Source organism: Lactonifactor longoviformis (assembly GCF_042848515.1).
Taxonomy (GTDB): domain Bacteria; phylum Bacillota; class Clostridia; order Lachnospirales; family Lachnospiraceae; genus Lactonifactor; species Lactonifactor longoviformis.
The window spans coordinates 4,368,321-4,389,226 of sequence record NZ_AP031453.1; the positions used below are offsets into that span (position 1 = coordinate 4,368,321).

The 20,906-nt window shown below is 46.9% G+C and carries 22 protein-coding genes; 1 reads left to right on the forward strand and 21 read right to left on the reverse strand.

Going from position 1 to position 20,906, the window contains the following annotated elements; all coding sequences use genetic code 11:
• Window positions 1-32: 32 nt before the first annotated feature.
• From ACGHCT_RS19895 to rpoN, 8 genes are all read right to left on the reverse strand, one after another.
• Window positions 33-665, reverse strand: a complete 633-nt coding sequence (locus ACGHCT_RS19895) for an AAA family ATPase (RefSeq protein WP_154258209.1) — start codon at window positions 663-665, stop codon at window positions 33-35.
• Between the two features lie 11 nt (window positions 666-676).
• Complete coding sequence (locus ACGHCT_RS19900) at window positions 677-1,381, reverse strand: ABC transporter ATP-binding protein (protein WP_341443524.1); 705 nt, start codon at window positions 1,379-1,381, stop codon at window positions 677-679.
• Window positions 1,382-1,400: 19 nt separating this feature from the next.
• Window positions 1,401-2,159 carry an ABC transporter ATP-binding protein gene (locus ACGHCT_RS19905; RefSeq protein ID WP_072854462.1) on the reverse strand — a complete coding sequence of 253 codons (759 nt, stop codon included), beginning with the start codon at window positions 2,157-2,159 and terminating at the stop codon, window positions 1,401-1,403.
• A 2-nt stretch (window positions 2,160-2,161) separates the two neighbouring features.
• Window positions 2,162-3,130 carry a branched-chain amino acid ABC transporter permease gene (locus tag ACGHCT_RS19910; RefSeq protein WP_072854461.1) on the reverse strand — a complete coding sequence of 323 codons (969 nt, stop codon included), beginning with the start codon at window positions 3,128-3,130 and terminating at the stop codon, window positions 2,162-2,164.
• 9 nt (window positions 3,131-3,139) lie between these two features.
• Window positions 3,140-4,027 carry a branched-chain amino acid ABC transporter permease gene (locus ACGHCT_RS19915; RefSeq protein WP_341443523.1) on the reverse strand — a complete coding sequence of 296 codons (888 nt, stop codon included), beginning with the start codon at window positions 4,025-4,027 and terminating at the stop codon, window positions 3,140-3,142.
• 110 nt (window positions 4,028-4,137) lie between these two features.
• Window positions 4,138-5,316, reverse strand: a complete 1,179-nt coding sequence (locus ACGHCT_RS19920; RefSeq protein WP_072854460.1) for an ABC transporter substrate-binding protein — start codon at window positions 5,314-5,316, stop codon at window positions 4,138-4,140.
• 174 nt (window positions 5,317-5,490) lie between these two features.
• Window positions 5,491-6,351, reverse strand: a complete 861-nt coding sequence (locus ACGHCT_RS19925) for a nitroreductase family protein (RefSeq protein ID WP_072854459.1) — start codon at window positions 6,349-6,351, stop codon at window positions 5,491-5,493.
• An 81-nt stretch (window positions 6,352-6,432) separates the two neighbouring features.
• A complete protein-coding gene (gene rpoN, locus ACGHCT_RS19930; RefSeq protein WP_072854458.1) occupies window positions 6,433-7,776 on the reverse strand; it encodes an RNA polymerase factor sigma-54 in 1,344 nt (447 codons plus the stop codon).
• A gap of 177 nt (window positions 7,777-7,953) precedes the next feature.
• On the opposite strand from rpoN, the gene ACGHCT_RS19935 reads away from it, so the two are divergent.
• Entirely contained in the window at window positions 7,954-8,535 is a 582-nt protein-coding gene (locus ACGHCT_RS19935) for a flavodoxin family protein (RefSeq protein ID WP_072854457.1), read from the forward strand.
• Between the two features lie 40 nt (window positions 8,536-8,575).
• Here the strand turns inward: ACGHCT_RS19935 and ACGHCT_RS19940 are convergent, their stop codons facing one another.
• The 13 genes from ACGHCT_RS19940 to ACGHCT_RS20000 form a co-directional block, all read right to left on the reverse strand.
• The gene (locus ACGHCT_RS19940) at window positions 8,576-9,427 is read right to left on the reverse strand and encodes an AraC family transcriptional regulator (RefSeq protein ID WP_072854456.1); all 852 of its coding nucleotides are present in this window, start codon (window positions 9,425-9,427) and stop codon (window positions 8,576-8,578) included.
• Between the two features lie 296 nt (window positions 9,428-9,723).
• Window positions 9,724-10,194: a VOC family protein gene (locus tag ACGHCT_RS19945; RefSeq protein WP_207650954.1), complete on the reverse strand. Its 471-nt coding sequence runs from the start codon at window positions 10,192-10,194 to the stop codon at window positions 9,724-9,726.
• Window positions 10,195-10,209: 15 nt separating this feature from the next.
• A complete protein-coding gene (locus tag ACGHCT_RS19950; RefSeq protein ID WP_072854455.1) occupies window positions 10,210-10,923 on the reverse strand; it encodes a tryptophan synthase subunit alpha in 714 nt (237 codons plus the stop codon).
• 3 nt (window positions 10,924-10,926) lie between these two features.
• Window positions 10,927-12,075, reverse strand: coding sequence for an iron-containing alcohol dehydrogenase (locus ACGHCT_RS19955; RefSeq protein WP_390437309.1), 1,149 nt, complete (start codon window positions 12,073-12,075; stop codon window positions 10,927-10,929).
• 18 nt (window positions 12,076-12,093) lie between these two features.
• Window positions 12,094-12,888 (reverse strand): BtpA/SgcQ family protein, encoded by a 795-nt coding sequence (locus tag ACGHCT_RS19960; RefSeq protein ID WP_072854453.1) that lies wholly within the window; start codon window positions 12,886-12,888, stop codon window positions 12,094-12,096.
• A 2-nt stretch (window positions 12,889-12,890) separates the two neighbouring features.
• Window positions 12,891-13,655 (reverse strand): nucleoside phosphorylase, encoded by a 765-nt coding sequence (locus ACGHCT_RS19965; RefSeq protein ID WP_072854452.1) that lies wholly within the window; start codon window positions 13,653-13,655, stop codon window positions 12,891-12,893.
• A gap of 11 nt (window positions 13,656-13,666) precedes the next feature.
• On the reverse strand, window positions 13,667-14,623 hold the full coding sequence (locus ACGHCT_RS19970; protein ID WP_072854451.1) for a carbohydrate kinase family protein: 957 nt from the start codon (window positions 14,621-14,623) through the stop codon (window positions 13,667-13,669).
• A gap of 12 nt (window positions 14,624-14,635) precedes the next feature.
• The gene (locus ACGHCT_RS19975) at window positions 14,636-15,202 is read right to left on the reverse strand and encodes a cysteine hydrolase family protein (RefSeq protein WP_072854450.1); all 567 of its coding nucleotides are present in this window, start codon (window positions 15,200-15,202) and stop codon (window positions 14,636-14,638) included.
• 23 nt (window positions 15,203-15,225) lie between these two features.
• On the reverse strand, window positions 15,226-16,134 hold the full coding sequence (locus ACGHCT_RS19980) for an ABC transporter permease (protein ID WP_072854449.1): 909 nt from the start codon (window positions 16,132-16,134) through the stop codon (window positions 15,226-15,228).
• Window positions 16,131-17,213: an ABC transporter permease gene (locus tag ACGHCT_RS19985; protein ID WP_072854448.1), complete on the reverse strand. Its 1,083-nt coding sequence runs from the start codon at window positions 17,211-17,213 to the stop codon at window positions 16,131-16,133. Before ACGHCT_RS19985 ends, ACGHCT_RS19980 begins: the two co-directional genes overlap by 4 nt.
• On the reverse strand, window positions 17,210-18,751 hold the full coding sequence (locus tag ACGHCT_RS19990) for an ABC transporter ATP-binding protein (RefSeq protein WP_072854447.1): 1,542 nt from the start codon (window positions 18,749-18,751) through the stop codon (window positions 17,210-17,212). The genes ACGHCT_RS19985 and ACGHCT_RS19990 overlap by 4 nt, the downstream gene beginning before the upstream one ends.
• Window positions 18,752-18,810: 59 nt before the next feature.
• On the reverse strand, window positions 18,811-20,007 hold the full coding sequence (locus ACGHCT_RS19995) for a BMP family protein (RefSeq protein ID WP_390437310.1): 1,197 nt from the start codon (window positions 20,005-20,007) through the stop codon (window positions 18,811-18,813).
• Between the two features lie 14 nt (window positions 20,008-20,021).
• The gene (locus tag ACGHCT_RS20000) at window positions 20,022-20,750 is read right to left on the reverse strand and encodes a GntR family transcriptional regulator (RefSeq protein ID WP_072854445.1); all 729 of its coding nucleotides are present in this window, start codon (window positions 20,748-20,750) and stop codon (window positions 20,022-20,024) included.
• Window positions 20,751-20,906 lie beyond the last annotated feature (156 nt).

The window sequence follows — 20,906 nt, forward strand, 5'->3', positions numbered from 1 at the left end:
CTCCGCTCCCGGGTCTTATATCACCTGCGTAATCAGAGTTCTTCCCTGAACCGGATTTTCGTGTAGGCCTTGATCTCCTCCACGCACTCATCCCAGCTCATCTTGCTGCTGTCGAGGCACAAATCATAATTCCTCGCATCGTTCCAGTAGTTCCCTGTATAGTAGTAATAATAATCTCCAAAATACTTATTCACCTTTTCGATGTACTTCTCTGCTTCCCGCTCATCTATATCATTTTTCTCCATACAGCGGGCCACACAGTAATCCCATGGCGCATGGATAAACACCCGCACCACATTGGGATACTCTTTCAGCACGAAGTCGGCACAGTGGCCTACCATAACACAAGACTGTGACTGGGCCAGATCCTTCATCACCTTAGCCTGATAATAAAACAGGTTGTCATTGGATACAAAATCATCACTGCCTGGTGGAATCAGCTCTCCTTTGTATACATTCGTCCCTCTTCTTTTGAAAATGGGATTACTTCTCAGCTTCTCGTCCGCCTCGTTAAAAAGTCTCTCATTTATCCCGCTGTCATCGGAGGCCAGACGGAGAATCTCCCTCTCATAGCAGGGAATCCCCAGGTTTTGGGCCAGCATATGGCCGATGGTATTCCCCCCGCTTCCATAGTGCCGGGCAATGGTAAAAACCAGATGTTCCATAAGTCCCCCTCCTATTCTCCTAGATATGCTTTTTTAATCGAATCATCTTCCATGAGCACAGACGCCTCATCGTCCAGAACAATGCTGCCCGTCTCCAGCACATAGGCGCGGTCCGCGATAGACAATGCCTTTTTTGCATTCTGCTCTACCAGCAGTACAGTGGTACCGCCTGCGCTTACATCCTGAATAATTTTAAATATCTCATTTACAAAGATTGGGGAAAGCCCCATGGACGGTTCATCCATAAGTATAATCTTGGGATGAGACATTAATGCCCTGCCCATAGCCAGCATCTGCTGTTCTCCGCCGCTTAAGGTGCCTGCCAGCTGGTTTTTTCTCTCTTCCAGCCTGGGAAAGCGCTGGTACACCTCACGGATGCTCTCATTGATCTCATTTTTATCTTTTCTAGTATAGGCGCCCATTATCAGGTTTTCATATACAGTCAAATCTGCAAATACCCGGCGGCCCTCCGGTACATGGGCCATACCCAGGGTCACAATCTTGTGTGCCGGAGTCTTGGTGATTTCTTTTCCTTCAAACTCTATTTTGCCTGATTTGGGACTGATCAGTCCTGTTACGGTCTGGAGGATCGTCGTCTTTCCCGCGCCGTTTGCTCCAATCAGGGCAATAATTTCCCCTTCATTTACCTCGAAAGAGACTCCCTTAATCGCCTGGATTACGCCGTAATTTACTATCAGGTCTGTTACTTTTAACATTGCCATCGGTCTCCTCCTCCTATTCTCCCAGATAAGCTGTGATAACTCTGGGATCGTTCAGTACTTCTTCCGGGGTTCCATTGGCAAGCTCCGTGCCAAAATTCAGCACATACAAATATTCACAGATTCCCGCCACCAGCTTCATATCGTGTTCAATCAGAAGGATCGTCACCTGAAACTGCTTACGAATCAGTTCTATGGTTTCCATCAGCTCCGCTGTCTCATTGGGGTTCATCCCGGCAGCAGGTTCATCTAACAGAAGAAGTTTGGGATTGGTCGCCAGCGCGCGGGCAATCTCCAGCTTTCTCTGTTTTCCGTAAGGAAGATTGGACGCCAGAGTCTCTGAAAACTGCTCCAGATCAAAAACTCTCAGGATATCTCCTGCTCTCTCATCCATCTCCTTTTCCCGCTTAAAATACCCGGGCAAATGCAGCATGCTCTCCGCCAGCCGATAGGTAATCTGATTGTGGAGAGCCACCTTTACATTGTCTTTCACGCTCATCTTGCTGAACAGGCGGATGTTCTGAAAGGTTCTGGCAATACCGCTCTGACAGATCTCGGCAGGCTTTTTCCCCACAATCTTTTCCCCGTTCAGGCTAATTGTACCATCCGTAGGCTGGTAGACGCCGGTGAGAAGATTAAATGCTGTGGTTTTCCCCGCACCGTTTGGTCCGATCAGCCCCACCAGGCTGCCCTCTTCTATGGTCATATTCAGATTGTCAACTGCTCTGAGCCCCCCGAAGGAGATCCCGAGATTCTTTACTTCTAATAAAGCCATGCTTATTCTCCCTCCTTCTGAAGTCTGCCCGCCTGACGCATGTTTCTTCTGTCCATGAAAGCGCGCTTGATGGGGGAATTATTAAACAGCATCAGTGCAATCAGCACGATAGAGTACAGAAGCATACGGTAATCCGCCGCTCCCCGGAGTACCTCCGGAAGTGCTGTGAGGATTACAGCTGCAACGATGGATCCCTTGATATTACCCATTCCTCCCAGTACCACCATAACCAGTATCTCAATGGAAGTATTATAGTCAAAGTTCACTGGTTTTAATATACCGATGTTTCCGGCATATACGACACCCGCGACACCGGCAAAAAAAGCTGCTATTACAAACGTCATAATCTTATACCGGCTCACAGGTATCCCTGCAGCTTCCGCTGCAATGTAGTTATCACGGATAGAAGTGATTGCACGTCCGTGACGTGAGCGCACAATGTTGGATACCAGCAGCACTACAACAACTGTCAGAATAAATACAAAGGTAAAGTTACGGTATGTGGTGTAAAGAGGAATCTTGGAAAGCCCCTTTGCTCCCCCGGTAATAGGTGTCATAAAGTTGATAATAGATTTGATAATCTCTCCAAATCCCAGCGTCACAATGGCAAGATAGTCACCTTTCAGCCTGAGCACCGGCACGCCAATGATAAGGCCGAAGACTGCCGCAGCGCTTCCCCCGATTAGAAGGGCAATAAGAACCGCCGGAAGCTGGGGAAGCTCTGTATGTGTCAGAAAAAGAGCACCGGAATAAGCCCCTACAGACATAAACCCTGCATGCCCCAGACTCAGTTCTCCCAGAAATCCTACCACCAGACAGAGGGATACTGCCATCATAACATACACACAGATAGGAATAATCAGTGATGTCATCTGTCTGCTCAGCATACCCCCGCTGATAAGGCCCTGAACCACGGCATAGACACCGACTGCTATAATAACATTAATTATGGTCTTTTTGTTTATCTTCATCTGTCTCACCTACACTTTCTCAATCTTCAGTTTGCCCAGCAAACCAGAGGGTTTCACGAGAAGCACGATGACCAGAATGCCGAATACGATTGCATCTGCCAGCTGTGTGGATATATATGCCTTAGAAAGAGACTCTATAATTCCAAGGATGATTCCCCCCAGCATAGCGCCGGGAATGCTGCCGATTCCCCCGAGAACTGCCGCAACGAAGGCTTTGATTCCAGGCAGTGCCCCCATAGTGGGAAGCAGAGTCTCATACTGTGAGATAAATAAGATACCCGCTACTGCTGCCAGTGCAGACCCGATGGCAAATGTAAGGGAAATGGTCTGATTTACGTTTACTCCCATCAGCTCTGCCGCTCCCTTATCCTCCGATACGGCCCTCATAGCACGGCCCGCTTTTGACTTGTTGATAAACAGAGTCAGAGCGATCATAGAAACTGTCGTCACTACCAGCGTCACAATCGTGATCCCTGAGATATTCAGACTCCCCACCTTTACAGACGGAACCCTGATAATAGAACCAAACGGGATGGGGGTTGCCTTAAAAATGAGCAGCGACAGGTTCTGCAGAAGATAACTGACACCAATAGCCGTTATCAGTACCGCCAGAGGGGTTGCGTTTCGCAGAGGCTTATAAGCCACCTTTTCAATGGTAATTCCAAGGACTGAGCATACCACAATGGTGAGCAGAACCGCAATCACCGGGTGCAGTCCCAGGAGCCCTACAAATACATACAGTGCATAAGCTCCTACCATAATAATGTCTCCATGGGCAAAGTTTATCATCTTCGCGATACCATACACCATGGTGTATCCCAGAGCGATCAGCGCATAGATACTTCCTGTCCGCAATCCATTAATCAGCTGTTCCAGGATACTGTTTACCAAATCCATACTTTCTCCACCTTCTTTCGTAATATTTAAATCCTGCATATCTTTGGAGCCGTAAAAGGAGACAGCTGTTGCCATCTCCTTTTGCTATCATCCTATGGATTACAGATCTACTACTCTGCTTTGTACTGATATGCTCCGTCTTTTACTTCTACAAACTTAACTTCCTTAACAGCGGCACCAGATGCGTCAAATGTAATCTCATCGCCTGTCATTCCGCTGACAGTAATCTTTGTCATAGCTTCAATCATATCTGCACTCTCAATGCTTCCAGCCTCTTCCATGGCTGCTTTGAATGTGTATACAGTATCGTAAGCATCTGCAGCGAACTGGTCAGGAGTTGCTTTATAGGCTTCATTATAAGCATCTACAAACTTTTTCACATCTGCATCGTCAACCGTTGCACAGAATGGGCTGGAGAATACACATCCCTCTACTGTGGAGGCATCAGATACTGTATCCAGAACGCCGTCCCATCCGTCGGAGCCTAAGAACTGCAGTGTCATGCCCATATCCTTCGCCTGTTTTGTAATGTATGTAGCATCCTGATAGTAAGCAGGTACGTAGATGGCTTCCGCATCCGTACCTTTGATTGTTGTCAGCTGTGTATTAAACTCAACATCGTTGGTGTTGAATGCCTCACTGGCTACAATCTCTCCGCCTTTTGCTTTTACTTCTTCTTCAAAAGCTTTCTGAAGGCCTGTGCTGTATTCATCTGCCGCGTTATAGATAACGGCAATCTTTTTCAGTCCCATAGTATCGATGGCATAATCTGCCATTGCCTTTCCCTGCTCCGGATCTGAGAAACAGATGCGGAAAGCATTGTCATTGGCAATACAGCCCTCTGCGGAACCGGATGGAGTCACCTGCAGGATACCATCCTGATATGTCTGATCTACAATGGCTATACAGGCACCGCTGGTTACACATCCCATAATCGCATTGGCACCCTTGTCCATAACGGTATTATACGCCTGAACCGCTTTATCTTCAGAGGCCTCATCATCTGCAAATTCCAGCGCAAATTTGTATGTAGTGTCTCCGACCTTCACGCCTCCGGCATCATTAATCTCTTTAATCGCAATCTCAGCTCCCTGCTTAACGCTGGTTCCGTAAGAAGCAGCCGCGCCTGTTACAGGGCCGATACCTCCGATTAAGAAGGTCTCCTCTCCTGCTCCTGCCGCCTCAGAGCCTTCTGCTTTGTCTTTCTTGTCATCACCGCAACCGGCCATCATAGACACAGCCAATACTGCAGCTACGGAAAAAGCTGCAAATCTTTTCATGTTTTTCATCTCATATCCTCCTTCAATATCACGCTTTCAGATTGACTTTATAGGGATAATCTATAAAATCTTTCTTAAAATTCTGATTACTATCATACCCCAATCAGGACATATCTGTCAATGGTTTCCTGCTTTATCCAGACAGCAATTTGAAGGATTGATGCGCTGACGCATGTAAGTGTGTTATACTTCGCAGTACCCTGCAATCTCATATTCCTCCGGTATCCCGTAAGCCTTATCCGGAGCTCCCATAACCCACTGAACCTCTCTTGGCCTCCACTGGGAGAGAACTGCCGCGAAGTGAAACATTACAATTCCCTGGTTCAGCTTCCCGTCGTGTTCTCCTGTCAGCTCATCCTCTTTCACTGCCAGAATCATTCGGTTATAATCATAGATAAAACGGTAAGGCTGCCGATTCAAAAAGGACGGCGCAATGCTGGCCCCATAGAAGGCCTTCTCCATGGTATCATCGATCACATCCTCTTCCCAGTCTGATTTTTGTCCCCATTTTTCCAGATATACCAGATCCTCCACACAAATCTTAGGGGCCAGATGCCCTTCTCTTGTAATGACATGTATATCAGAAGGACTCTTAATATCCAGACGTGTTCTGTCCCCCAGAGAATTCCCATATCCGAATGCAATAACGGCGGCAACATTTTTATCAGAAGAAAGCCCCACGGCATCCTTAACAGCGTCGCTGTCCGTCAGCGTTACCCAGCAGCTGTCCAGCTCCATCTCCGACAGCTTCAGAACCAAATCTTCTCCTATGTACCCGGCGTTCTGGGCCGCATAAGGATGATCCTCAGATAAGATCAAAAGGTAATACGGCGCCTTAATCAAAAATCCCTTGTATCCCGCAACTCCATCCAGAAGCTTCTCCCCCTCCTTCTGCAGCAGAACAAGGTCTACGTCAATGTGGGGAATCAGCCTGGAGCCCTTCTGGAAATGTTCCCGGATATCCTCCATCTGCTTCTCAGACAAATCCCAGTCCTTAAAATCTCTGATTGACATTCTCTTTTCCATTAAATTGTAGTAATCCATAGTTAACCTCCTGTGATTATATATTTGCTATCTTTACCCTTTAACTCCATATTGTTATCTTAATGCAGCGCTGTTGGATTGTCAATTCACATACGCCCTCTGCCTGGAATCCGGGATTCCAAGCTCGGCCCTGTATTTTGCCACTGTTCTCCTGGAAATATCCGTCCCCTCCGCCTTCAGAATCTCCGCGATCCTGGAATCACTGAGGGTCTCTTCACTTTTTTCCTTTCCAATGAGCTGTGCGATCCGGCTTTTTACCCCATCGGCAGACATTTCCCCGGCACCTTCTTTCGTCCCCACAGCTCCGGTAAATAACTCCTTCATCAGAACTACATTTCTATACTGAAGATACTTGCCCTTCACAGCTCTGCTCACCGTGGACACATGCATATCTACCTTTTTGGCCACATCTGACATGCTCATAGGCTGCAGCTGCCCGCGGTTCTCAAAATAATCCTTCTGCAGTTCCAAAACAGCCTCTACAATGCGGATGATGGTACTCCGTCTCTGCTCCACGCAGTTCACGATAAACCTGGCGCGTTCCAGTTTCTCCTTAAAGTATGCTGCCAGCTCCGGATCTTTTGCCTCCCGCATCATACGGATATAATACTCATTATACCTGTATTCCCCCATCCAGCCGTCGTTCAGCCGAATCTCCCACTGGTTATGCTGGCGGGTAATAATCACATCCGGAATGATATATTCCGGTGACTCTCTCTGGACATTCATCAAAGGCCGGGGATTCAGCCCCCCTATAACATGAATGTATTTTTTCACCTCGGCAGTGGTCAGTTTCAGTTTCCTGGACACTTCCCCGATGTGACCTTTCATGATCTCCGGCATATAATCTCTGATGATGGCAGACAGATTTCCGTCGTCCAATCCTTCCGCCTCTATCTGCTTCAGGAGGCACTCGCCGATATCCCTGGAAAATACCCCTGCAGGCTCCAGATCTTTTAATTCCCTGAGGCATGCTTCCACTGACTCTCTGCTAAACCCGGAAGCATCAGCGATCTCCTCTGGTTCATAGGGAAAAAATCCGTCCTCATCCAGGCATTCTATGAGATACTGTATGAGCTTCCACTCTCCTGATGTATACTTCTTTTTGTCCATCTGCATAAGCAGCAGACTTTTTAATTCGTCCGCCGGTTTGGCTGCTATATCATTCTTCCGCTGAATCTCTTCGTCTTCCCATTCCATATAGTGATCCTTATAGGAGATTCCCTTTTCATAGAGCTGCTCCACATTGGTCAGCATCTCTTCCTCTTTATTGGATACACAATCCAGAATCGGATTTTCCAGATATTCATTGGTGAGAAATTCATCCAGCTCCTGGTTCGTATAGGCCAGGATATTCAACGATTGTACCTGATTTGCAGACAGGGTCTGGCTCTGCCCCACTTCTAACTTATTGCCCAATTTCATATGTATTACCTTCTCTTAGAATCTTCTGCCCTTTCTACTATAATTTTACATAATTCGATTATATCCAATTCCAGTCCTTTCGTCCAGCACAGCGTATATATAATTTGCAAAAGTAGATTTCCCTTCATACCTATGATAGAATATAGAAGAAAACAAACTTCGGGAGGAATAGGAATAATGAAAAATATTCTTGTGATACAGGGCGGCGGCAGAAAAAATGGAAATACCGCTCAGCTTATCACTCATTTTGTAAAAGGAGCGGAAGAAAGCGGCCATTCTATTGAAGTTATATCACTGGTGAAACATGAGGTAAAAGGCTGTCTCGGCTGTAATGCCTGCCGCTATGGAAAGCCATGCATTCAAAAAGACGCTTTTAACGATATTTTGCCTAAATTAAAAGCTGCAGACTGCATAGTATTTGCATCACCTCTCTATTTCTGGACTGTTTCTTCCAGAATAAAGGCATTTATCGAAAGATTTTACTGTATAGCAGAAGAGGATCCGAATCCGCCCTTAGGCAGATATGAAAAATATCCGGTGAAAGACTGCGCCTTATTAATGACTTCAGCCGATAATTTCTTTTGGACCTTTGAGCAGGCTGTTTCCTATTATAAGTTTGCACTGGTTCATTATATCGGATTCCAGGATAAAGGAATGCTGCTTGCCGGCGGCTGCGGGGATACCAATGGGAAGCCGCAAATTGCTCAAACCAATCATCTGCAGGAAGCATATGAATTTGGAAAACATCTATATAAATGATATATGAAAAAAGCCTGCTCTCAGCGCAAGAGCAGACATTTCATATTACGATTTCTTTCATTTCTCTGTATTTTTTTGGTGTAATGCCAAAAGAAAGCTTAAACTCACGGGCAAAATAATTGGGATCTTCGTATCCTACCTGATACCCGATTCCGCTGATGTAATCATCTGTCTCCAGAAGAAGCCGGGCAGCCATAATCATTCTGATCTCCCTCAGATACTGTTTGGGAGACTTTCCCAGCTGATCTTTAAACAGCTGACGGAACCTGGACTTGCTTAATCTTGCAATCTCCGCCATGCTTTCCAGTGTATATCTCTCGGAAGGGTGGACGGCGATATAGTCAAGCACCGACCGAATCCTCGTATCCACGTTGTCATAGTTCTTTATAAGGCCGTCATTGATATTAGCAGAGATTCTGCCAATGTCCCTGTCCGCCGGCCCGTCCGGGTTGTGAGAGCACAGGCTGGCAATCAGCAGATTCATATAACCTTTGATGAAAAAAATGTTTGTATGCGATTCTTTATTGCTCCAATTATAGATATGCGAAAAATACAGTTTTTCATTCTCACTGTCTGTCACCCTGCGGATCCCAAAGTAGTCTTCCAGCACGTCGCCCCCTTCATAATATACAGAAGTCATAAAACGTATATCAATGATAGAAAATTTGCTGCTTGCAGCACTGTAGCTGAATCTGCACCCTCTGGGGATATATACAATCTGATCTTTATAGACCTTTACTTTTTCTTTATTTATGCGAAGCTCCGCCTCTCCATCCTCAACATACCAGAACATGCTGTAGGGTATCATACGCCGGGAACCAATCCACTCCCTGCTGAATACAAACTTATGAATGGACAAAAAGTAAAACCTAATATTGTCAATTGTATTCATTTTTTACGGCTCCTCTCCATCCTTATGAAAAAGATTATATCAAATATCGCAACAATTGTAGAGATTATAGCCGCAATTTCGTCATTTTATGCTATTTTTTGACACCTCATCACTATTTAAATAACGAATATTCCTTTATAATATACCTATGCCCCTATCCGTGGGATAACTATATGCTTTTGCAGGCTGCACTCCTCACCTGAAAGGTCCTATATGCTTTCAATCCTTCAGCCCATCAGCAGGTTATAGCTGCGGATAAAAGACACTGCCGGATTTCCTCCGGCAGTGTCTTTTTTCTACTTTTCTTTTACATTCGGCAGCAGCCTGTTATCCGGAGATAACTTTAGAAACGGAGCATATGCCACTTCCCAGGGATACCCGTCAGGATCCAGAAAATACCCTGAATACCCCTCATATCCTCCCCAGTCCTTCCACTGAGGCACCTGATGGCTTTTTCCGCCTGCTTCTACCGCCCGGCCAAACAGTGCATCAACTTCCTCCGGGCTGGCGCCGTTGAGTGCCAGTGTAAATCCGTGGTACTCCTGCTTGGGACTCACGGGAAGAAGGGCATCATTTGCCAGAAAGTCATAGGGCACAAGGCCTATGGCAATGTTGCTTGTAACCATAAAGGTACACATCCCGGGATCCGAATCCGGCGATAATTCCCATCCAAGTGCCTCATAAAACTTTACTGAGCGCTCTACGTCCTCTACCCCCAGAGTAATAATAGAAATGCTCTGTGCTTTATAGCTGTCTGCTTTTCCCAATCTCTTCTTACCTCCTCAGCATTGTTCTGCAAATTTTTTTATCATTTCTTTCATTGCAGGAATATCTTCATGAAGTTTTAGGATGGTGCTTCCCACAAATGCCGCGTCACCTCCGGCTTCCTTCACCATACGCACATCCTCCGGCGCATGCACACCCACGCCGCAGTAGATGGGGCGTTCGATTCCGCAGGCGCGCAGATGGGCAATACAGGATTTTAAATCCGGGTACTGGGGATTCACCTCTTTGGTTGGCTTTGCCTGCATATAGACGAAACCATTGGACTGTTTTGCCATCTCGATTTCCTCAGGCAGCATCTGATACTGCACGTAGCAGGATACTCTTAACCCTGCGGCAATGATTTGGTCTTTGATCCGATTGTCCTTCAGTCCGACCAGAAGAATATCTTTAAAATCATTCTCCAGGCAGAAGCTGATAAATCGTTCCGTGCCTATCTCCTCCACGGTATTCTCATAGGCCAGAACCAGCAGCTTAATATCCGGGAGTCTTTTTTTCACTGCCACCATGCTCTCCATGTATTTGTCGTAATCATCACAGGCTTCCAGCGCCTTTGCCATTCTTCCTGCAATGTATTCTCCTTCCAGGTATGGATCTCTGGAGGGAAAGTCAATCTCTATCATTGTGCACCCTGCATCGGCGTATTCGATCGCCATCTCATAGCTGCTCTCAATTGTGGGATAGCCGTTGGATAAATAACATATGATTTCCATGATTTATTCTCCTTTATATGCTTTCTGGAATAATGCTTTAAACTGATCCAACTCCGGTATAACGGGATTGGTTTTTGTACAGCCGTCAGCTTTCGCTGCCTTTGCCATTTCCTCTAAAAGCTCATTATATTTTTCTTCTTCTTTAATAATCTCCTGAAAAGATGCCGGAATATGTAATTTTTCGTTCAGCTCCCGGATCATTGCTGCCAGATCCTCTCCCCCTGCCTTTTTGGCCAGGGAACGATAAATCTCAGCCGCTCTCTCATCCTGACTGTTAAACTCTATAATATAGGGAAGAAGCATGGCATCCCCCAGTCCATGAGGTACGTGGAAATATCCTCCCAGCGTATGTGCCATAGAGTGAACAATTCCAAGGGAGACATTTGTAAAGGCAAGACCGGCAGCCATGGAAGCATTCAGCATCTTTTCCCTTATCTCCAGATCTCCGCCGTTTTCATATGCCTGGGGCAGATACTCAATAATATCCAGGGCAGCCTGCAGGGCCAGAGTGTCGCCAATATAGTTTGCCCTTGTGGAAACCAGTGCCTCTATGGCATGTGTCAGTGCGTCCATTCCAGTCTCTGCGGTAATGCGTGCAGGCATTGACAGGGTTACCTCCGGGTCACAGATAGCAATGTCAGGCATCATCTCCATATTGCCGATGCCATGCTTCATTCCTGTCTCTGTGTCAGAGATGACCACTGACCGGGATACTTCGCTGGCAGTTCCCGCTGTGGATGGTATGCAGCAGAAGTGTGCTTTCTCTCTCAGCTTTGGAAACGGCACGGCCTGTAATACATCTTCCAGTGTCTCTAGTTCCGGATGTTCATAGTAGATCCACATCGTTTTGCCGGCGTCCATGACAGATCCTCCGCCAAGTGCCACAATTAAGTCGGGCTGGAACGCAAGCATCTCCTCTGCGCCGCGCTTTACAGTGGCAAAGGAGGGATCCGGCTCCACACCCTCGATTACCGCAACCTCTGCGCCGCTGCTCTTAAACATATCCCTTACTTTATCCAGCATGCCGCTTTTTTCCATGCTGGATCCTCCCAGAACAATTACTACTCTTTTATAATTCAGAGATTTTATATGTTCCAGGCAGCCCTTTCCAAATAACAGCTGGCTGCCTGCCAGTTTCATAGGTCTCATCATAACTTTTTGCCTCCTCTTTTATTCTTCCATTCCCTGCATAACTTCACGGACCAGTTCATAGTCAATGGGATTCGTCAGAATTCCATCCTTTTTCAGGCTGGACCCTATGATACCCCCGTCTGCCACATGCATCTGTTCTCCAATATTCGAAGCCTTTACACCGCTCCCCGCAAATACCGGAAGATGCACTACTTTTTTTACTCTTGCTATCATATCGATAGGGGTTTCCACACCAATCTCACTTCCCGTCACAATAATACCGTCCGCTCCGTTTGCCTCAGCCTCCCTTGCAGACTGTTCCACTGTAATATGAGGAAGAAGCATATGGGCATGCTTTACCTGTACATCCGCAAGAATCTTTACGTGTTCCAGCCCCAGCTGTTTTCTGTACTCCACGCATTCTCTGGCGCAGGGTGTGATCACCCCGTCGGTAAACAATACGGTGTCCACAAATACCGGAACACGGATAAACTGTGCCCCTGTAATCCCGGCAATGGCCAGAGAAGCCTTGCAGTCGTTAAATGCCGCATCGATCCCCACAGGAATGCGGATTGCGTCCTTTACCGCTGCTGCTGCAGCGGACAGCGCAGCCACCTGGGCGGTATTCAGCATGGCCTTAAAAGGCGTGTCTCCCATGTTCTCAACAATTACAGCGTCTACTCCGGCTTTTTCCAGGGTAACGGCATCCTCCACTGCACGGCGGATGATCCCCTGGTAGTCTCCGTCAAACCCCGGGGTCCCCGGCAGAGGAAGGCAGTGTACCATGCCGATAATTGTCTTTGCCTCTGTTGTAAATAATCCTGTCTTATTCATAATTACAGCCTCCCGTCCTTATTCCTTTCGTCATATCGATAGATTCCCTCCAGCACGGTACGGCAGAGAAGATCCTCTGCGTCCTTTCTCGCCTGCCCCTGAAGGGTTTCTTTCAGATTTTCCAGTACAGTTGTCATAGTCACAATGCAGGTTTTGACTCCCATCAATCTTCCCAGTGTCAAAAGGCAGGAAGATTCCATATCGATCCCTGTAACCCTCAGTCTGCGGAGCTCTTCAAAGGTACCCGCCATATCCCGGCCGCTCTCCTTTGAGAACCTGGAATCGTGCATCTGGCTGTAAAATCCGTCCATGGTGCAGTTTATTCCATTGACATACTCCGCGCCCATCAGGTTTACTGTCTCATTCATAACATTCACCAGATCTACGTCTGCCACTGCAGGATAGGATTCTTCCACATAGGATAAGCTGGTTCCCTCCCTGCGCATGGCTGCTATGGGAATGATAAATTTTCCCAGGAGATCATCCTGAAGCCCCATAACCGTCCCCATGCGCACCGCAACCTCCATGCCTGCCTCATACATTTCCTCAAGGGCAATGGCCGCTGAAGGGGCGCCGATTCCGGTAGAAGTTACGGTTACCTCCACTCCTTTGTATGTACCTGTATAGGTATTGAACTCTCTCTGAAAGGCAACCTTCCTGGGATTGTCCAGATACTGCTTTAAAACCTCCACCCGCCAGGGATCCCCTGAAAAAAGGACGTATCTGGCCACGGTGGATGCATCCACTCCTAGATATAATGTGCTCATATTTTCTCTCCTCACTTCCCGCTTTCTTTCAGCAGCTGTCTGTATTTTTCCAGCAGCGCTTCCTCTGTTGGCATGTTTGTACAGCACCCCTCTGCCTGAAGAACAAACCAGGAGAGCACACTGCCCAGCCTGCAGCACTCTGCCGGCTCCATGCCCTTGAGATAGCCATAGAGAAAGCCTGCGATGTAGGCATCCCCGGAACCCGTTGCATCTGCAATCTCATCGGCCCTGCAAATCCCGATCCGATGTTTTACGACTCCCTGAGAGGTGCGCTGATAGCAGATACTTCCCTCTTTTCCGAGGGTAGTCACAATAATCTCGGCGCTTCCAAGGGAAAAAAGCTCTGTGATATCCCCCAGCCCATAGATCTGCTCTATGATCCCGCGCTCCACTTCGTTGGTAAATATTATCTTGCTCCCGGTGAGCAGAACCTTTAAAAACTCCTGGGGAAAAGCGTCAAAATCATCTTTCATTCCAAAGACAACAGGCACCTGATGGCGGACGCACTGCCGGTAGAACTCTTCATTGTCTGCCCTGGATGCGACGGTAATCACACCCAGACGAGTATTCTGAAATAATTCATCGTCCAGAGGCTGTGCGTACTTCTCGTCCATGGCTCCCGGATAAAAAATAGTTATGTGATCATTTTGATTGTCCTGAAGCAGATAGCACACGGAAGTAGCTTCCTCTTCAATGACCCGGATGCCCTCAGTGGATACGCCCCCCTGTTCCAGAAAGGCTTTAAACCCGTTCTCTATATAATCTCCCCCGACCCTCAGGACCGGAAGTCCATTGAGTCCTAGACGGCTCAGCCCGTAAGCGATATTGACGGAGCATCCCCCGTAAAAGATATCTACGTTATTCCGGTTGGTGACCAGGGAAGTATATCCAACCTTAGCCGGCGAGGCAATCTTTATGATATGGTCCATGCTTACATATCCGCTGGTTAGTACATCAATCTGTCTCATGTTCTTCCCCCTTTATAATTTCCCGCTGTCCAGCAGACCAAACAACTCTTCTGTGTCCACCACAGTCCCCAGATATTTGCTGATGTCTTCCAGATGCACCTGGTTAACTGTCTCTGAGTTGGTAGCTACACAGTCTGATACCACATAACCGTCATAGTCCAGATAAAAGGCATCTGTGATGGTGGCCCGGATGCAGCAGTTTGTCTTTGTTCCCACAACGATTACATTTTTTACCCCGTTTTCTCTTAATACCAGATCCAGGTCCGTACCGAAGAACCCACTGTATCTTCTCTTTTTGATTACGTAATCTGTCTCCTCCTGAACCGGAAGCATAGGGTCAATCTCTTCTCCCCCGCTGCCTTCTATGCAGTTGGGGCGCATGGAAGCAGCCTTCCGGTCGAATTTTCCTTTTCTGTTGCAGTGCTGCAGAAAGACTACAAGCACATCCTTTTCTCTGCATTTGTCCAGAACTCTTTTGATCCTGGGCAGAATCTCCCGGTTCTGAGGGTAGAAAACCAATCCCTCAGGATCCGTAAAATCCTTTACCATATCTACAATAAGCAGCGCTGTCTTATACATACCTTATCCTTTCCTTCAAACCTCTAATGGAATCCTCTGACTTTTTGGTTTCTGTATTTGAGCATTGACACTATGGTCAGCACAATTCCCATGACCACATAAGGAATCACATCAAACAGGGCGGCAGCCGGACCGGCGTAAAGCCCCATATTAACCGCCAGAGCTCTGGCCGCACCGAATACAATGGCATAAAGGGCGCTGGACACCGGATCTCCCTGGCCGCAGTAGATTGCCGCGATGGCAATAAAGCCCCGGCCTGCGGTCATATTGTTTGTAAAAAGCACCATACGCTCCAGCGCCAGGTTGATCCCGGCCAGAGAACAGCAGAATGCTCCCAGAAGAATTGCCAGGTAGCGGTACTTATTCGTATTCAGTCCCAGATTCCTGGCTGCATCTTCATTTTCCCCCACTACCCGGACATATATGCCGAATTTTGTGCGGTACATCAGAAGCCAGATAAAGAAAATTCCTATAAAGGAGAGATACGTAATGGGTGTGTGACCGCTTAGGATGTCTCCGAGAATGGGAATCTTATCGATCACCGGAATATGTATTTTAAAATCCGATACATCCTTCCAGGTAAGACGAATATTGGCGGACTCCATATACTGGAGCACAAACCCGGCTATAGCCGGAACCACCATATTAATAGCCAGACCTACCACAATAACATTTCCTTTATAGGTAACCGTCATAAAGGAGAAAATCAGGCCGATGAGGAGGCAGACTGCAATAGCCGCAAGATATCCCAGGGCAATATTTCCTGTGAGATAGGAGACCAGCATGGAGACAAATGCCCCTGCCAGCATCATACCTTCCAGCGCAATATTCAGAACATTGGCTTTGTAGGCAAAGATACCTCCCAGCACACACAGCAATATAGGTGTGGCATGGTATACGGAATCATATAAAATATTTCCTAAGAAGTTCATTCTGTCACCCTCCTGCTCTCTCTCCACATTTTATAGCGTTCGGTAAATCCGTATTTTTCATTAAAAAACCGCACTGCAAGGAAAAGTATAATCAATCCCTGGAGGACACCCACAATTTCCTTGGGCACAGAGGTATACATATTAATATTATCCGCCCCTGTTTTCAGTCCGCTGTAGAAAACTGCCGCCAGCAGAATTCCTCCGGGAGTATGGCGTCCCAGAAGCGCAATGAGCATACCGTCCCATCCAAGTCCGGTGGTCCCGGAGAAGGTCAGTGTATACTTAAACGCCTCGCTCATCATCTGTCCGGATCCGGCCAGACCTGCAAGGGCACCGCTGATACACATAAGGACAATGATCTTTCTGCGCACCCTCATGCCGGTGGCTTCTGAGAATTCTGGGTTTTTACCGATTGCAGTTACTTCATATCCAAGCTTTGTCTTTCTCATCACAAAAGCCATCAGAATCAGGACCCCAAGGGCGATGAAAAAGAATAATGTCAGTTTTGAGTTCCCCAGTCTGGAAAACATAGCGGTTTCCTTTATGGTAGGCGTACATACATATCCGGATCCGTCTTCTCTGAAAGGACCTGAGGACAAGTACTCCAGAATCTTAATCATGGCATAATTCAATGTCAGGGTAACTACCATCTCATCCACATGGTAAAATGCCTTCAGGAGGGCCGGAACCAGCGCAAATAATACACCGAACAGCATTCCTACCGCCATACAGATAATTTTGTGAAGAACCGGGCTTCCGATCTGCAGGGAGGCTCCCACAAGGCCTGAGAAAAAACCGCCCAGCAGCAGCTGTCCTTCCACGCCCATATTGAAAATATTGGCCTTAAAGGTAATGGCTATGGCCAGACCTGTCAGCAGCAGCGGAGATGCATAGTGAAGGGTGTTAGAAAGCCCTTTGGCAGTAAACAGGGATTTCCCCAGCATGATCCGGTATACGGTCAGAGGGTTTTCCCCTATGGCTGCAATGATAATGGCGCCGATCAGAAAGGCCAGCAGTACCGGCAGCAAGGTATTCACTATTTTAGGAAAAATATTGAATTTTTTTTCTGATTTTTTCATGCGGTTCTCTCCTTGACTTTTGCTCCTGCCATTAAAAGGCCGATTTCTTCTACAGGTACACTGGGATCCGCCTCACCGATGATTGCCCCCTTATACATAACGGCAATTCTGTCAGACAGGCTCATAATCTCCGTGAGCTCACTGGATATGAGCAGAACAGAATATCCCTCATTTCTGAATTTCAGCAGCTGTTTGTGAATAAACTCAATAGACCCGATATCCACCCCTCTGGTAGGCTGGCACGCAATCATAACCTTTGGATGATTCTCCAGCTCTCTGGCAATAATTACTTTCTGGGCATTTCCCCCGGAAAGCTGAGAGATCTCTCCCTCCGGATCCGCAACACGGATATCGTATTTTTCTATGTAAGAGTCCGCAAGCCTTCGTATGGTTCTGCCATGCAGCACCCCCGACTTGCACACCTCATGATTTCCAAAATAACCGGCAATGCAGTTTTCAGGTATTGTCATATCCCTGCACAGCCCCTGGGCATAACGGTCCTCCGGAATAATGCCGAGTCCTTTTTTTCTCAATTCATCCGGCCAGGCGTTGGTCACATCACTGCCGCACAGGGTAACCTTCCCCTTTGTTACGGTCATCAGTCCGGTGAGAACCTTAATCAGCTCACTTTGTCCGTTGCCTTCCACCCCTGCGATTCCAAGAATCTCACCTTTGTGTACTTCCAGGGAGATATCATGGAGAATCTCCTTTTGTTCTCCGTTAACAGTACATACATCTTTTACACTGTAGGCCACTTCACACCCGCATGGCGTTCCGTTCTCGTTGCTTACGGTGAGAACAACATCCCTTCCCACCATCATCTGTGCCAGTTCCTGTTCACTGGTCTCACAGGTAGCCACATTTCCGATTACCTTCCCCTGTTTGATTACGGTTACACTGTCACTGAGCTCCATAACTTCTCTTAATTTATGTGTTATAACGATAATTGTCTTTCCATTATTCCGCAGCTCTTTCAGATTGTCCATCAGGCGATCCACCTCCTGGGGTGTTAGCACCGCGGTGGGCTCGTCCAGGATCAGAATCCGGACATTTCGGTACAGCATTTTGAGGATTTCCACCTGCTGGCACAGGCCCACAGAGATATTCTCTACCTTCTCCAGAGGATCAATTTGGAAGTGGTACTGTTCGATCAGATCTCTCACTCTTTGAATCTCCGCGTCCCGGTCAATAAAAGGACTCTTTCTTCCCTTCCAGGTCTTATTAATCTCGCTGCCCAGAAGTATATTCTCGTACACGGTAAGACTTGGAACCAATTTAAAGTGCTGATGAACCATACCAATCCCATGCCTGATTGCGTCTGTGGGGCTTTTGAATACTACTTCTTTTCCCTCGATTAAAATCTTGCCGCTGCTTGGACGCAGAGCACCGTACAGCATGTTCATAAGGGTAGATTTTCCTGCGCCGTTTTCACCCACAATACACTTGATCTCCTGGGGCTCTACCGATATATTGATTTTATCATTTGCCACAAAGGCATCGAACTTCTTTGTTAGATCAACCGTTTGTATGATACTCATGAATCTGCTCCTTTTCAGACAGGGGCCTTATTTCAAAGGCCCCTCTTCTTCCGCTGTTCCTACTCTGTTTTAATGGTAACATGAGGGCAGGTTGCGGGATCGAATTCTTCTCCGATTTGCTTATTAACAACATCAATGGATCCGTCCTGAATCTGCTTACTGATTTCATCTGTCTTAGCTTTTATCTCGTCCCATGCAGCAGAATCTGCCACATGCTTACTCATTTCTGCCAAATCGGTAATGCCTGTCGCGCCGGAGGCAAGATTGTAGCTCTGTTCCTTTTCCATCTCATTAATCTTTCCGTCTGCAAATGCCTGAGTAATTGTTTTTACCGGCACTCCTGTGATCTTCAGCACACTGGTTAATACATGTCCGGGCTGCTGATCGTCCAGATTCGCATCTGTCTGGATGGCAATCTTACCTACTTCCTTTGCCTTAGAAGTGATTCCGTCACCTACCACGCCGGCATCTGCAAAAACCACATTGGCTCCGCTTTCATAGAATGTTCCTGCCACAGTGCTTCCCAGTGCGGGATCTGTAAATCCTGCATCGTATTTTGCATAATAATCATAGTTTACATTTAATTCCTCTGCTGCCTTGTTGATTCCCTGGATAAATCCGTAGGAGTAAACCAGAATACCGTTGGAGTTTGTTCCTCCGATGAATCCGATTCCTCTGGACTGATCTAACGGAGTTAAAGAATACCCTTCTGGGAACAGCTTATCCATATTTTCATTCATATACACAGACAGGTATCCTGCCAGGTAGGATGCTTCGTGCACATCAAACAGTACAGAGATTACATTGTCATGGATTGTTTCCCCTTTATCGTCTCTGTTGGGATTGTCGTTAAATACCACGAACCAGGTATCCGGATACTGCTCTGCGATGGGTTTCGCTCCTCCAACGCCTTTGATTAAAGCATCAAAATCATACTCCAGGCTAAAGATAAGATTATAACCATCCTCTGCCAGAGTTTCCAGAGCTGCCGGAACCCCGTTTACCGGTTCCACAATCTTGCACTCTGCCCCCAGTTCCTTTGCAATCTCTTTTCCCTCTGTGCAGGCTGACTGGTTATACCCGTTGTCGTTCTGTCCGGAGTTAGAGCATACGATAGCCATCTTAACATCGCTGCCCCCTGCTGCCGCTTCCTTTCCGTCTTCCTTCCCGGAATCACCTCCGCAGCCTGCAAGCATACCTACAGCCATCACAGCAGCCAGTAATCCTCCTAAAAATTTCTTTGTTCCTTTTTTCATCCTTTCTTCCTCCTTTATCTTATCTGGTTAATAGAAAACTTAAACTTATCTGTCCTGTAGTAGCACTTAAAGTACTCGATAGGAACTTCCATCCCATTTACAATGCCACTGGTTGTACAACCGAAGAGTATAATCGGCATTCCCTCCTCAATGTCCAGATATTCCGCAATCTCGTCCTTGGCAAGAACTGCTTCTATGGTTCTCCTGGCCTTGGTTATGCGTATCCCATACTGGCGGGGAATGACATGATACAGAGATTCATTCACAAAATCGTATTGATCGATGCCGGAGAATAGCTTTTCCGGCAGATAAGTGACCGTGTAATTCAGCGGTTCTCCCTGGGCGTACAGAATTCTGCCCATACGGAAAACCCGGTCATCTGTAGTAATATGAAGCGTCTTTGCCCTCTTGCTGTCCGCAGGTATGTATTCTGCCGTCACTAACCGCTTGGAGGGCTGGAGTCCCAGCCGCAGTACGTCTTCCGTACAGCTGGTAATGGCAAACAGATCCTGGCTGTTCTCATCGGATTTTACATAAGTACCTTTTCCCTGGACCTTATATAAATATCCTTCTTTCACCAGTTCATCAATGGCCTTGCGCACGGTAATCCTGCTTACCTGGTAGCTCTCCATCATTTCCCTTTCACTGGGTATGGGCAAGTCTCCTGCATATTCTTCCATTTCAATCTTTTGAATAATGTCTCTTTTTAGTGAGAAATACTTGGGTATGTGTTCTTCCTCCATCTTCTCCCTGCCTTTTTCTTGTATTGTTCAGCTCATCATATTATGTCGTTATGTCGTCATGACCACTTGTGCTTTTATATTACTCCTTTATCCGTTTTTGTCAATAGATTACCCTGATATTTTAGTTTTTTGGTGATTTTCTACAATTTTATCCAT

Bases quoted from the DNA above. Each gene is read 5' to 3' on its own strand.
- ACGHCT_RS19915 (WP_341443523.1), bottom strand. From the start codon at position 4,027: ATGGATTTGGTAAACAGTATCCTGGAACAGCTGATTAATGGATTGCGG.
- ACGHCT_RS19940 (WP_072854456.1), bottom strand. From the start codon at position 9,427: ATGAATACAATTGACAATATTAGGTTTTACTTTTTGTCCATTCATAAG.
- ACGHCT_RS19995 (WP_390437310.1), bottom strand. From the start codon at position 20,007: ATGAAAAAAGGAACAAAGAAATTTTTAGGAGGATTACTGGCTGCTGTG.
- rpoN (WP_072854458.1), bottom strand. From the start codon at position 7,776: ATGAAATTGGGCAATAAGTTAGAAGTGGGGCAGAGCCAGACCCTGTCT.
- ACGHCT_RS19965 (WP_072854452.1), bottom strand. From the start codon at position 13,655: ATGAGCACATTATATCTAGGAGTGGATGCATCCACCGTGGCCAGATAC.
- ACGHCT_RS19900 (WP_341443524.1), bottom strand. From the start codon at position 1,381: ATGTTAAAAGTAACAGACCTGATAGTAAATTACGGCGTAATCCAGGCG.
- ACGHCT_RS19985 (WP_072854448.1), bottom strand. From the start codon at position 17,213: ATGAAAAAATCAGAAAAAAAATTCAATATTTTTCCTAAAATAGTGAAT.
- ACGHCT_RS19895 (WP_154258209.1), bottom strand. From the start codon at position 665: ATGGAACATCTGGTTTTTACCATTGCCCGGCACTATGGAAGCGGGGGG.
- ACGHCT_RS19960 (WP_072854453.1), bottom strand. From the start codon at position 12,888: ATGAATAAGACAGGATTATTTACAACAGAGGCAAAGACAATTATCGGC.
- ACGHCT_RS19955 (WP_390437309.1), bottom strand. From the start codon at position 12,075: ATGATGAGACCTATGAAACTGGCAGGCAGCCAGCTGTTATTTGGAAAG.
- ACGHCT_RS20000 (WP_072854445.1), bottom strand. From the start codon at position 20,750: ATGGAGGAAGAACACATACCCAAGTATTTCTCACTAAAAAGAGACATT.
- ACGHCT_RS19970 (WP_072854451.1), bottom strand. From the start codon at position 14,623: ATGAGACAGATTGATGTACTAACCAGCGGATATGTAAGCATGGACCAT.
- ACGHCT_RS19910 (WP_072854461.1), bottom strand. From the start codon at position 3,130: ATGAAGATAAACAAAAAGACCATAATTAATGTTATTATAGCAGTCGGT.
- ACGHCT_RS19950 (WP_072854455.1), bottom strand. From the start codon at position 10,923: ATGGAAATCATATGTTATTTATCCAACGGCTATCCCACAATTGAGAGC.
- ACGHCT_RS19980 (WP_072854449.1), bottom strand. From the start codon at position 16,134: ATGAACTTCTTAGGAAATATTTTATATGATTCCGTATACCATGCCACA.
- ACGHCT_RS19975 (WP_072854450.1), bottom strand. From the start codon at position 15,202: ATGTATAAGACAGCGCTGCTTATTGTAGATATGGTAAAGGATTTTACG.
- ACGHCT_RS19905 (WP_072854462.1), bottom strand. From the start codon at position 2,159: ATGGCTTTATTAGAAGTAAAGAATCTCGGGATCTCCTTCGGGGGGCTC.
- ACGHCT_RS19920 (WP_072854460.1), bottom strand. From the start codon at position 5,316: ATGAAAAACATGAAAAGATTTGCAGCTTTTTCCGTAGCTGCAGTATTG.
- ACGHCT_RS19935 (WP_072854457.1), top strand. From the start codon at position 7,954: ATGAAAAATATTCTTGTGATACAGGGCGGCGGCAGAAAAAATGGAAAT.
- ACGHCT_RS19990 (WP_072854447.1), bottom strand. From the start codon at position 18,751: ATGAGTATCATACAAACGGTTGATCTAACAAAGAAGTTCGATGCCTTT.
- ACGHCT_RS19925 (WP_072854459.1), bottom strand. From the start codon at position 6,351: ATGGATTACTACAATTTAATGGAAAAGAGAATGTCAATCAGAGATTTT.